The sequence below is a fragment of the Methylorubrum sp. Q1 genome (assembly GCF_004683995.1).
Lineage (GTDB): Bacteria > Pseudomonadota > Alphaproteobacteria > Rhizobiales > Beijerinckiaceae > Methylobacterium.
This window is the reverse complement of record NZ_SRHQ01000030.1, coordinates 43,811-55,097: the sequence shown is the minus strand read 5'-3', so window position 1 is coordinate 55,097 and position 11,287 is coordinate 43,811. Positions and strand designations below refer to the sequence as shown.

The 11,287-nt window shown below is 67.2% G+C and carries 8 protein-coding genes and 1 pseudogene; 4 read left to right on the top strand and 5 right to left on the bottom strand.

The window, feature by feature from the left end:
• Positions 1 to 801 precede the first annotated feature (801 nt).
• Positions 802 to 1,902 (top strand): zinc-binding dehydrogenase, encoded by a 1,101-nt coding sequence (locus E4V01_RS22325; RefSeq protein ID WP_245517651.1) that lies wholly within the window; start codon positions 802 to 804, stop codon positions 1,900 to 1,902.
• Positions 1,903 to 1,960: 58 nt separating this feature from the next.
• Entirely contained in the window at positions 1,961 to 2,800 is an 840-nt protein-coding gene (locus E4V01_RS22320) for an aldo/keto reductase (RefSeq protein WP_135299873.1), read from the top strand.
• A 412-nt stretch (positions 2,801 to 3,212) separates the two neighbouring features.
• Here the strand turns inward: E4V01_RS22320 and E4V01_RS26750 are convergent, their stop codons facing one another.
• Positions 3,213 to 3,335, bottom strand: a complete 123-nt coding sequence (locus E4V01_RS26750; RefSeq protein ID WP_371688538.1) for a hypothetical protein — start codon at positions 3,333 to 3,335, stop codon at positions 3,213 to 3,215.
• 680 nt (positions 3,336 to 4,015) lie between these two features.
• Here E4V01_RS26750 and E4V01_RS26745 point away from each other — a divergent pair.
• Both E4V01_RS26745 and E4V01_RS22305 read left to right on the top strand, forming a co-directional pair.
• A pseudogene (locus tag E4V01_RS26745) lies at positions 4,016 to 4,870 on the top strand (GAF domain-containing protein); the annotation flags it as partial.
• 19 nt (positions 4,871 to 4,889) lie between these two features.
• Positions 4,890 to 6,002: a LuxR C-terminal-related transcriptional regulator gene (locus E4V01_RS22305; RefSeq protein ID WP_135299870.1), complete on the top strand. Its 1,113-nt coding sequence runs from the start codon at positions 4,890 to 4,892 to the stop codon at positions 6,000 to 6,002.
• 296 nt (positions 6,003 to 6,298) lie between these two features.
• On the opposite strand, the gene E4V01_RS22300 is transcribed toward E4V01_RS22305, so the two are convergent.
• From E4V01_RS22300 to E4V01_RS22285, 4 genes are all read right to left on the bottom strand, one after another.
• Positions 6,299 to 7,354, bottom strand: coding sequence for an SDR family oxidoreductase (locus E4V01_RS22300; RefSeq protein WP_245517649.1), 1,056 nt, complete (start codon positions 7,352 to 7,354; stop codon positions 6,299 to 6,301).
• Positions 7,355 to 7,676: 322 nt separating this feature from the next.
• On the bottom strand, positions 7,677 to 8,276 hold the full coding sequence (locus E4V01_RS22295) for an Isoquinoline 1-oxidoreductase subunit (RefSeq protein ID WP_135299869.1): 600 nt from the start codon (positions 8,274 to 8,276) through the stop codon (positions 7,677 to 7,679).
• A 2-nt stretch (positions 8,277 to 8,278) separates the two neighbouring features.
• Entirely contained in the window at positions 8,279 to 10,543 is a 2,265-nt protein-coding gene (locus E4V01_RS22290; RefSeq protein WP_135299868.1) for a xanthine dehydrogenase family protein molybdopterin-binding subunit, read from the bottom strand.
• Positions 10,540 to 11,010: a (2Fe-2S)-binding protein gene (locus E4V01_RS22285; protein ID WP_305847214.1), complete on the bottom strand. Its 471-nt coding sequence runs from the start codon at positions 11,008 to 11,010 to the stop codon at positions 10,540 to 10,542. Before E4V01_RS22285 ends, E4V01_RS22290 begins: the two co-directional genes overlap by 4 nt.
• Between the last annotated feature and the right edge of the window lie 277 nt (positions 11,011 to 11,287).

Genomic DNA, 11,287 nt, shown 5'->3' with positions numbered 1-11,287 from the left:
TACCGTGACGTAGCCCGGCCGTCCCGCGCCCGATCGAGCCATCCCGACGAGGTCTCTCGGCTTCGGCTGGTCCATGACACTGTCCCTCGATCCGTCCTCTTCCGCAGGACACCGAACGTCGCCGCGCCGGCGAAAGGCTCACGAGCGCGGGCGCGACCCCCGGGCCGGCGCTTCGATCGACGTCCGACTCTCGGATGTCCGCCGCCGCTGCGCGCTATCCGGGGCTTTGTCGAACGTCTCCCGGCCGTTCGCAGACACCCTCGGCCTCTGTTTCAAGACAAGTCGAGATGGCGTCGGCCGTCCGGCGTGGTACCCGGATCCGTCCTACGTGACATCCCGGACGATACAAGCGCTCCAGACATCGCCGCAGACGCCGCAGACGCCGCCCCGGGCCTCCTGACACCCGCTCGATGAACCGCGACGCCGCGAGGCTGTCGATCTGTGGCGATGGTGACCGCCACCGGATTGAAGCCGTCGGATCGCCTCGCGAAGCGTGGATGATCGCGCGGATGACGTCGGGGGCGTACGGACGCGCGCCAATGCCGGGAACTTCCCTAGGGAAACCCCTCGGCAAACCAACGGGCTCCAGCCGCTGTTTTCCAACCGCGAATGGGTCGGGCTGTTCAGAGCCGGTCGCGCCGCATCCCAACGCCCCGCCTGACCATCACGCGAGCCGGCCTGTCGCGGCAATCCGATCCAGGGGGCGCTCATGGCTGATCGATACGGTAACGGTAGAACGTGCGACCAAAGGGAGTCTGATCGCGCTTCGACGGGCGCGCGGGAAACGCCGGGTCCGGCGACGTGATCGGCCACGAGTTCATAGGCGAGGTCGTCGAGATCGAGCCGGAGGTGAAACGGGTGAAGAACGGCGACCGGGTCGTCGTCCCCTCGTTCATCTCCTGCGGCGCATGCTGGTATTGCCAGGAGAAGCTCTTCTCGCTCTGCGACGGCACCCATCCGAAGCCGGAACTTCGGGAGCCTTTGCTGGGATACCCGACCGCCGGCATCCACGGGTACACGCACGCCTTCGGGAGGGATGCGGGATCCCACGCGGCGTACATCCGCGTGCCCCATGCCGACATGGACTGCTTCAAGGTGCCAGACGGCGTCGCGGACGAGACGGCGTTGTTCCTCTCTGATGCCGCCCCGACGGGCTACATGGCCGCCGATTTCTGCGGCATCCGGCCGGGCGACACGGTCGCGGTGTGGGGCTGCGGCGGCGTCGGCCTGATGGTGCAGCAGAGCGCGCGGCTGATGGGCGCCGAGCGGGTGATCGCGATCGACCGCTTCCCCGAGCGGCTGAAGATGGCACGCGACCACGCCGGCTCCGAGACGATCGACGACACGCAGGTGCACGGCGTCCTGGAAGCCCTGAAGGAGATGACGGGCGGGCGCGGGCCGGATGCCTGCATCGCCGCTGTCGGGATGGAGGCGCACGGCACCGGCGCCCAATACGCCTATCACCGCGTGAAGCAGGCGCTGCGCCTGGAGACGGGCCGCGGCCGGGCACTCCGCGAGGCCGCCATGGGATGCCGCAAGGGCGGCACGCTGTCGGTGCTCGGCGCCTACGGGCTGATCGACAAATTCCCGATGAGCGTCATCATGAGCAAGGATATGACGGTGCGCACCACCCAGCAGCACGGGCAGGCCTACATGGACCGGCTGCTCGCGCATGCCGAGAAGGGCGAACTCAACCCGGCCTCTTTCGCCACCCCATGGCTTGTCGCTCGCGGACGGACCGCGGGGCTACGACATGTTCAAGCACAGGACGGACGGCTGCGCGCGCGCGGTGTTCGCGCCGTAGGAACCGCCCGGCGCAAGCCTGCGCGTGCCGATGCGGTATACCCCCTCCCGTCGGCGCGCTTCTCCAGGGGCGCATCCTGCCCTTCGTCCAGGGGGTGATCAGGCCGTCACACCCGGCGCTGCGGAGCACGCGCCGTCTTCGCGAGGAGGGAAGAGCATGGAGCAGCGCCCGTTTGGACCCGTGCCGCGCGCGGTTGCGGTGATCGGCCAGGGAACGTGGTACATCGACGACGCGCGCCGGCCCACCGCGGTTGCCGCGCTGCGCCGCGGCCTGGACCTCGGCATGACCCATGTCGACACCGCCGAGATGTATGGCGACGCCGAGACGGTGGTCGGCGAGGCAATCGCGGAACGGCGCGATGCGGTTTTCCTCGTCTCCAAGGTCATCCCCAGCAACGCCTCGCGGGCCGGGACCGTGGCGGCCTGCGAGCGCTCGCTCGCGCGCCTGCGCACAGACAGGCTGGACTGCTACCTCCTGCACTGGCCCGGCTCGCACCCGCTTGAGGACACCTTCGCCGCCTTCGAGCGGCTTCGCGAGCAGGGCAAGATCCTTTCCTGGGGGGTGAGCAACTTCGACGTACCCCAGCTCGAGACCGCCTGGAAAGCCGGGGGCGAGGGCCGGATGGCCTGCAACCAAGTGCTCTACCATCTGGAGGAGCGCGCGATCGAGCACGCCGTGCAGCCTTGGTGCGAGGCGCACGGCGTCGCCGTCGTCGCCTATAGCCCCTTCGGTCATGGCAGCTTCCCGAGCCCGCACACGCCAGGCGGTCGCCTGTTGGAAAGTATCGCAGCCAACCACGGCGCGACGGCACGCCAAGTCGCGCTTCGGTTCCTGGTGCGGCGGCCGTCCACCTTCACGATCCCCAAGGCGTCCAGCCCCGAGCACGCCGCCGACAACGCGGGCGCCGGCGCGCTCGCGCTGACGGACGCCGAGTTCGCTCGGCTCGATGCGGCGTTCCCGCGCGGACCGCGACCGCGCCGTCTTCCCATGCTTTGAGTCCGGGATGCCTGTTGGGCCGGAGCCTCGCTCATGCGTGGCGCGTCCTGGCAGTCGGGCTGCCCGCCCGCGCTCAAAGGGATGGAATTCGTGGGGACGTCTCACACGTCAGGATTCCGGTGTGGCGAACCGAATCGCCTTGCGATGCGTGTTCAAGTGCCGGTCTTCGGATTGGTCTGGGGCTGGCCGCCCTTGTGGATGTAGGGCTGACGATACTCCCAGCCCGCGGCGGACGGGGCCTCCTTAGCCATAGGTGAGGGCGTTGATGGGCCCAGGAGGCTTCGATGCCGTCAGCCCTCTCGATCGATCTCCGTGAGCGCGTCGTCACCGCGATGGCGGAGGGAGCTTCCTGCCACAGCGCGGCCACCCGCTTCGGGGCGAGTGCGTCGTGCGCCAGTCGCTGGGCGGGGCTCTACGGCAGGAGGGCCGGGTCGCGCCACGGCCACGCGGCGGTGATCAGCGTCCACGGGCCATCGAGGCGCCCGCTCACCCGATCCGCGCGACCGACGAGGCGCAGCCCACGATCTGCCTGCATGAACTGTGCGCCGCCCTGGCCGAGCAAGGCGTGACGATTGTCGTCACGTGCTTACCCGCTGCATGCCGTGCGGTGTCGCGAACGCCTCGGACGCGCCTTCGCGGCGGCCGAGGGCTGGGGTGGCCCGATGCTGGGTGCTCGCGGTTGAAGCAGCGGCTTTCGCGGATTGAACCATGCCCAGTGGGCTTCCTGAATCTGGCCGCGGCCACTGAACACGGACCCCACTTGAGCTGTCGTTGATAAATGATGCGTATCGGCAAGATTTGATCGACCACCGCTATGGTCAAGCTGACCGGGCTCACATGTTGGTGCTGCTTTGTTCGGCCTCGCGATCCGCTTCGACGCGGCATCGAAGTCGGCCTCATTCCCGCCGGCACCAGCCTCCCACGCGGCTTTGATAAACCGGTGGCGCTGCTGCTCGGGCGAAAGCCTCTCAAAGCCGAGCTTGCTAGACTTGGCCGTTGGCGCGTTGCCGCTCGACAGCGCAAATAGCAGAGCGCGCAGCTTCAACTGGCAAGACGGATTTCTGGACGCCGACCGAGATGCCAAAGCGTTCCTGTCCTAAGTGATATTAAGTCCGCTTTAGGAGGCCTAACAAAGAACACCTAACGTTGGGGCTTCCGCGCATACAGCTCGCGCCGGCGCTCGGTACACGCTGCTGGCCGCTTGAGGTGCCTGGGATGACCACGGGCGACATGTCGACCAACGTGTTGCGTGCCCTGGACGGCGCCCACGCGTTCGGTAGTCTGGTTGAGCACACGGCATGGCTGTCGGCGCAGCAAGCAGCCTTTCAGGCCGCCATTGACGGTGCGCCGCTCGCAGAGTGTCTGGGCATCCTCGTGGACACGGCCTGTTCCCAGTCCGGCGGCGACCTTCGCTCCGCCTTCTACCTGACCGATCAAGGCGGCGCCGGACTGCAGCACGTCATAGGCATGCCCGAGCCCTACGCCCTGGCCGTCACGGATGGCATCAAGGTCGGGCCGGACTCGCTCTCATGCGGTCTGGCGGTCTTCACCGGTGAGCCGGTCATCACCGTCGACGTGAGGGAGGAGCCACGCTGGCAGCCATGGCTCTGGTTGGCCGAAGAATACGGCTTCCGTGCCGTCTGGTCGTTCCCGACACAAACCGCAGTCGGGCGGGTCCTTGGCACCTTCGCCGTGTACTTCCGCGAGCCGCGTGCGGCCACGCCCCGCGATCACGAATTCGCCGCGGCCATGACCAAGACCGCAGCGATCATCATCGCGCAGCATCGGCAAGCTGCAGGCCTGATCGAACGGCGCATCGCGGATGAGGCCCTGCGCGCGAGTGAGGAGCGCTTCCGGGCCGTGGCCGAGCAAGCTGAGGCTGGCATCGTCATCGTCGATGGCGGCCATCGGATGAGCTTCGTCAACGACCGCTACTGCGAGATCCTGGGGCGCACGCGCGATGATCTGCTTTGCCGCACCGTGGAGGAGCTGACTCACCCGGACGACTGGGCGTTCAACGAAACCCTCTACAGGCGCGCCATGGTAGACGGCGCATCCTTCACCATCGAGAAGCGCTACCTGCGTCCGGATGGCTCGGCCGTATGGGTACACAACGTCGTCAGCGCCCCCCCGCGACGGGACAGGTTCCATTGTCGGTGGCCTTGCCGTCTCCCTCGATATCACCGGACGCCATCAGGCCGAGGCGGCCCTTCGCGAGAGCGAGGAGCGCTTCCGGCGCTTCGCCGCGCATACGGCCGACGTGCTCTGGCTCGCCGACCTGGAGAGTGGGCGGCTCGACTACCTCAGCTCGGCCTTCGCGCAGGTCTGGGGGATGCGCCCCGAGGACATGCCGGACCTCGCGAGCTGGCTCGTGAGCGTTCACCCCGAGGACCGCGAGGCCGCCGCGCAGGCGATCGAGCGCGTCGGCGGTGGCGAGACGCTCTTGCTGGAGTACCGCATCCAACGCGCCTCCGACCAAGCGGTGCGTCGCATCCGCGACACCTTCTTCCCGATCCCGGGCCCCGACGGACGGATCCGGTCCGCGGGCGGGATCGCGCAGGACGTCACCGTCAACACGGGCCTGCGGGCCTACGTGGTCGCGGCCGAGGATGACGCCCGGCGCGGCCTCGTCGGCACCCTGCAGGCCGCCGGCTACGAGGTCCGCGCCTTTGCGGACGGTCAGGTGTTCCTGAAGATGGCGGGCTCTCTGATCCCAGGCTGCGTCGTGTTCGACCTGGGCGACACCAGCGGCCTCGCCGCCCTGAGCGAGTTGAAGGCGGCACGCGCGCACCTGCCCGTGGTGGCGGTCGGCAAGAGCCGGGGCGATGCCGGCTTCGGGATCCGCGTCATGAAGGCGGGGGCGGTCGATTACCTCGAAGCCCCCTGGTCGCCGGACACCGTACTGTTCGCGGTCAGAACGGCGCTCGCCGAGCTCCACGCCGAGGCGGATCGGGAGCGCGGGGGGGACGAGGGCCGGAGCCGCATCGCAGGGCTCTCAGCGCGCGAGCGCGAGGTGCTGGAGGGTTTGCTGGCGGGCGGGACCAACAAGACCATCGCCCGGACGCTGGGCCTGAGCCCGCGCACGGTGGAGATCCACCGCGCCCGGGTCATGGAGGCGCTCGGGGTCCGCACGCTGCCCGAGGCCGTTCTCATTGCGACCGCAGCCGGCGTGCGTCCGGCCAATCACGACGGCGACCAGTAAGCCTCCCCTGGATCCGCGAGCACGGGGAGTTTAGCTCGCGGTCCGCTCGGCCTACTAGGGTTTGAACTCGCGTCTCGTCTTCGCCATCCGACCCCTTCCCCGCTCAGCATGAGCGTATCAGAGATGTCCGTGAAGCCGAGGGAGGATCAATGTCCAGCTCCTTCAGTCCTGCTCATTCTCTCACTCGGCCGTGTCCAAAGCCAGCCGGTCAAGTCAATCGCCCCGTTGGCTCGGCGACGCGCCCGTCAAGCGGCTGTTCACCAGCAGCGCCTCAGAGAAGATATGCGACTGTAATGCTAAGGAATGACCTTCCTGTTGCGCAAGGACGCGAAAAAATTTCGGAACATATCCTCGGTGTCGATGCACTCGACAAATCCTGCCTTGCGCGCCTTGATTGTGCTCGACACATTATCGAAGCCACTGTTGAAAATAAAATCCGCAAAGTCCCACGAAACCAATTTCTCATAGGGCGTTCCAAGCAAATCGTACCGAGCGACAATCTCGCTCCAGAGCTCTGTCTTGTCGGCCATATAGGAGGTGAGTGGCATCGGAACCGGATCGGCGACCTCCATATCAAACATTTTGGCAATGCGCGGCCACATGTGCTGCCAGCGAAACTGATCCCCATTCGTGATATTGAAGATATTGTCGCGGGCAGCTTCCGTGGCCCCTGCCCATACCGTCGCCTTTGCCACGACGTCCGCTGAACTCACCTGATAGAGGGCGCCATAGGCTGCCGGCGAACCGGGGAAGCGCAGGGGAATGTTGAGCGCCTTGGAGATGACCGCGTAGACGGCAATTGCCATGCCCAGGTTCATCGGGTTGCCGGTTGCATAACCGATGATGGCTTCCGGGCGCAGGGCCGTCCAATGCCACGCCTTCCCGGCTTGCTGACGTCGAAGGAAGTCTTCCTGGTCGTAGTAGAAATTCGGCGACATGAGGCGCGGATCGTCCTCGCGGGCCGGCGTCTTGAAAGGTCCAAGGTCGGAGCCATACGCCTTGCCGCCTTGGTAGAACGTTACATGCCTCAGCGTTGGCGACACTGTCTCGACCACCTCGACGAGGTTCTTCAAGATCGCCACGTTGATCTCTGAGCGCTCGGCAGCGCTCGCCTTCTCGATGTAGGCAGCGAAGACGATGTGCGTGACGTCACGGCGGCCGCTTAGCTTGCGCTCGACATCGTGGCGGTCGAGCAGATCGACCTTGATGCCCTCCACACCTTCGGGGAGGTGCGCGTCACGGCGGGACAGGCCGTACACGGTCGCATCTGAGGTGTTGGCCCAGGCTCTGGCTGCCGCGTTGCCGGACACGCCGTGCATGCCGGCGACGAGAACAACATTCGTGGTGCTCACGCGAGGATTCCCTTCTCTGATCGTTTCGGCGCGACGTTCATAGACGGGCACCAGCCGGCAACGGATTATGCGCGTGTCGTCCTGGTATCCCGCGAGATCCTTCCGCAGCGCTGCCGCCTCGACGAGGGTTCGGCCGAACAGCAGCGGTACCGGTACGCCGAGCCAGGCGGATCCCCGGAAAGAGCCGAGGAGGAGCGACGTCCCGACCAGAGGCAGGAGGGCGAAGCCTGACGTCCTCCCGTCGCTTCGGTCCGGCCCGCATGCGCGTTTTCCGGTTTTGTGAAACCCTCACGTTGTCATGGCGCTGTCCATTCGGGATCACTTACTTCGGGCAGGCTGCCCCGGTCTGGATCCAGGCTTGCGTCAGTTCGCCGAGGATCTCCTGGGTCCCGGGAGCTGCCTCCCGACCCTTGCCGGGACGCCAGCCCCAGCCAACCAAACCATCGGTCGCGAGATGCTTACTGATGTCCGCCAGCGAGCGGTTGCCGTTTCGGGCCGGGTCCTTGAGCTGCACGCAGATCTCGTGGACCGACAGCCCGATCCAGCCCATACTAGCCGGCGCCAATTGCCACGGGTCGTGTCCCGGTATGTCCTTGTCGTGGCCAACGACCGCCAAGTTCTCGGAACCGTGGCAGGAATTGCAGTGCAGGCCGGACGGGCCGAAGCTGGCCTCGCCGCCGCGAATCATTGGGGGACTGTGAAGTCGTTGCTCGTCTCCCTGCCTCGGGATGTTATCGGCGGGATGGCAGTTCATGCAGCGCGGATGCGTGATGACCTTCGCCATCTCCCCGAACAGGGCGACGGACCGTTCGATCCTGTCCTGGATCGCGTCGAAGGACTCTGAGCGGCGCAGATCGGCCTCCGCCGCGAGGGCCACGGTGGTGGACAGCGCCGCGGCCGCCGTCAGGATCGCGACGCGCACGGTCAGGCTCCCATCGCGGCGCGGACCGCCGCTGGGCGGATGGGAAGGTCGCGCACGCGGGCCCCGGTGGCAGCGAAGATCGCGTTCCCGATAGCCGGCGCAATCGAGATGACGCCGGGCTCGCCCAGGCCGACCGGCATGTGATCGTTGCGCAGAAACTCGATGTCCAGCTCCGGCACGTCGGTCATGCGCAATGGCGTGTAGGTGTCCAGATTGAGGTCTCGGGGCAGGCCCTTCTCGTATTCCGTGCTCTCGAACAGGGCGAGCGATAGGCCCCAGAGCATGCTCCCCTCGACCTGGGCCAGCGCACCGTCCGGATGCGCCAGCGTGCCGGCATCCACGACGGACGTCAGCCTCTCGACTGTGACGGCACCGCTGTGTGTGTCGACGGCGACCTGCGCCACCGTGGCGATCCAGGTCGGCATGTCGCGTTCCTGCCCGGTGCCGAGCGCCAGGCCCATACCCTTGCCGGGCGGCAGCGCTTCCCGGCCGGACCACCCGGCCTTCTCCAGGACGCGCTCCATGACGGCTCGGAGGCGATTGGCTCCACCGACGGCGTGCGGAGCCGCGCCGCCGTTGCGGCCCTTCGCGCCGAGCAGCGCGCGCCGGTACTCGGCGGGATCGCGACCGAGCTTGTGCGCGAGTTCATCGATATGCGTCTCGAGCGCCCACGTGGTGTAGCCGGGCGCCACCGACCGCAGGTATCCGGGGAGCATCGTGGCATGGACGACGTCGTTGCAGATCGCCTGAATCCGCTGGCTCGCCGTGTCGTACCAATGGTCCGCGCCGTTGATGGCGAACACATCGACCGTCCCGTGCCCGTCCGCGCTCGGCGCCAGGAACTCCGGAAAGATCGAGCGGGTCGGCCATCCCGATGCGCACCTGTGGTCGTAGGCCAGAAGCGCTCCCCGCCCGTCGGTCACCGAGCGGAGTCTCTGCACGGTAGGCGAGCGCGGCTGGTCGAACTTCGTGTCATCCGACCGCGCGAAGATGAGCTTGACCGGTCGACCCAGCTTCTTCGCCGCGAGCGCTGCCGGGACAATATATTCGCAGTACAGGCGTCGGCCGAAGCCGCCCCCAAGGTAGGAAGTCTCGAACACGAGATTGGCCTGATTGATCCCGAGCGCCTCGGCAACGAGCGGCAGCGTGACCGACTGCCACTGGTTGCCGGCGTGCACGTGCCATGTGCTCCCATCCTGCCAGGCCAGGGCGTTGAGCGCTTCGAGATGCATGTGCAGCACGGTGTGCGTGCGGTAGACGCCCTCGTGCAGCGCGGCGGCTTCGGCGATCCGCATCAGGGGGTCGCCTTCCTGGAAGAAGATGCCTCCCGTACTCGGATTCTCGACGAGGCGCGCGCCTTCAGCGAGCATCTGGTCTTCGCTCGCCGCGCCACCATCGGACCGGTAGCTGACCGCGATGAGATCGGCCGCCTTGGCCGCGACGGGCCAGCTCTCTGCGACCGCGACGAGCCAGCCCTGGCATGTTCCTGTCGGATCGTCGATCACGACGGTGCTCAGGTAGCCGGGGAGCTTGCGGGCGGCCCCGTCGTCCCAACTCACGATGCTGTTCCCGTAGCGGGTCGGTGGCAGGACCGGCCGCGCGAACACCATGCCGTCGACCTTGCGGTCGATGCCGTAAACGGCGGTGCCGTTCACCTTCGACGGCACGTCGCGCGCGGCGGCGTCCCGGTTGAGGAACCGGCGTTCCGACGCCGGCTTCAGGGCGATCGCCTTGAGTTCCTCTTCCGTGAACTGGCGGGTGACGCTGCCGGAGGAGACGATGTCGGCGTAGCTGATGGCACGCGCACCGTGCCGCACCTCGCTGGCGCGAGCGACGCAATCCTTCAGGGGCGCCCCGAGCATTCTCGCGCCGGCCTCAAGCAGCGCGATGCGGCCGGCGGCCCCGGCGCGGCTCAGCTCTTCGAAGCTCTTGTGCACGGACCAGGAGCCGCCCGTGATCATCACGCCCCAGCGTGGGTCCGTGTCGACGTGCACGACCTCGACGTGGTCCCAGTTCGCCTCAAGCTCCTCGGCGACGATGCGTGCCAGCGCGGTGCCGATGTGCTGGCCCATCTCCGCCCGGGTGACGTGAACCAGGATGCGCCCGTCCCCGCCGATCTCGTACCAGAGTGTCGGGCTGTAGCCCCTGGACGAGACGACGCCGAACAGGGGACCAGCTTGCGCGCCCCCAGGGAGGAAACCCGTAGCGACGGCCGCGCTTCCCAAGGACGCGAGGAACCACCGCCGGGTGACGTCGACCGCGCTCATTTCCGCCCCCCGTTCTGGGCCTGGGCGGCCAGCTTGATCGCCTTCCTGATCCGAACGTACGCCATGCAGCGGCAAAGGTTTGCGGCCATCCCGTTCCTGATGTCGTCGTCGGACGGATCGGGAGTCTCGCCGAGGAGGGCCGCGGCCTGCATAAGCTGGCCCGACTGGCAATAGCCGCATTGCGGGGCCTGGACCTCGATCCAGGCGGCCTGGAGGGGGTGGAGCTCGCGACCGTCGCCTGCCGTCGCGGCCAGGCCCTCGACTGTGGTGACGGCTGAGCCGGCGACGCTCGCCACCGGGGTGACGCAGGAACGTCGCGCCTGGCCATCGACGTGGACGGTGCAGGCCCCGCACTGCGCCACGCCGCATCCGAACTTGGTGCCCGTCAGGTTCAGCCAGTCCCGCAGGATCCAGAGAAGGGGCGTGTCGCCGGGCGCGTCAACTTGGACGTCGACGTTGTTGACCAAGAACGAAATCACCGTGGATCTCCAACAGTGGGTCGATGGCCTGCCGGACACATGCGGCGGGATATCCCGAATCGTTCGAGCGTCCCTCGGACGAACACCACGCTGCTATTTTGGCCCTTGCTGCCGATACGTCCTCGGGACATGCGTGGATGCTCCGCAGGGCTTCGCAGGACTCGGCCCGGCCCCGCTGCATGCGAGCCGCGGGATGGCGACGGATTACAGGATAAAGCTCGTCGCAGCCCTGACGCCGGTCAGTTTGACGTCTTGATTAGCTGTG

Bases quoted from the DNA above. Each gene is read 5' to 3' on its own strand.
- E4V01_RS22320 (WP_135299873.1), top strand. From the start codon at position 1,961: ATGGAGCAGCGCCCGTTTGGACCCGTGCCGCGCGCGGTTGCGGTGATC.
- E4V01_RS26750 (WP_371688538.1), bottom strand. From the start codon at position 3,335: ATGCAGGCAGATCGTGGGCTGCGCCTCGTCGGTCGCGCGGATCGGGTG.
- E4V01_RS22305 (WP_135299870.1), top strand. From the start codon at position 4,890: ATGGCTCGGCCGTATGGGTACACAACGTCGTCAGCGCCCCCCCGCGAC.
- E4V01_RS22290 (WP_135299868.1), bottom strand. From the start codon at position 10,543: ATGAGCGCGGTCGACGTCACCCGGCGGTGGTTCCTCGCGTCCTTGGGA.